Raw genomic sequence first — 302 nt, forward strand, 5'->3', positions numbered from 1 at the left:
GAAGCTCGCCCATACCGGCAATGATCGTCTGACCGGACTCTTCGTCGGTCGACATGCGGAAGGACGGGTACTCGGCCACAAGGCGCTGAAGCGCAACACCAAGCTTTTCCTGGTCCGCTTTCGACTTCGGCTCGATGGCCAGCTCGATCACCGGCTCCGGGAATTCCATCCGCTCCAGAATGACAGGCTTTGCCGGATCGCAGAGCGTATCACCCGTGGTCGTGTCCTTCAGGCCCGCGATGGCGACGATATCGCCTGCGAAGGCTTCCTTGATGTCTTCGCGCGACTTGGAGTGCATCAGC

1 pseudogene is annotated in these 302 nt (G+C 60.6%); it reads right to left on the reverse strand.

What is annotated here, in order from left to right:
- Positions 1 to 302: pseudogene (fusA, locus tag E5162_RS14630) on the reverse strand (elongation factor G); the annotation flags it as partial.

Origin of the sequence: Marinicauda pacifica (assembly GCF_004793635.1) — a bacterium.
Taxonomy (GTDB): domain Bacteria; phylum Pseudomonadota; class Alphaproteobacteria; order Caulobacterales; family Maricaulaceae; genus Marinicauda; species Marinicauda pacifica.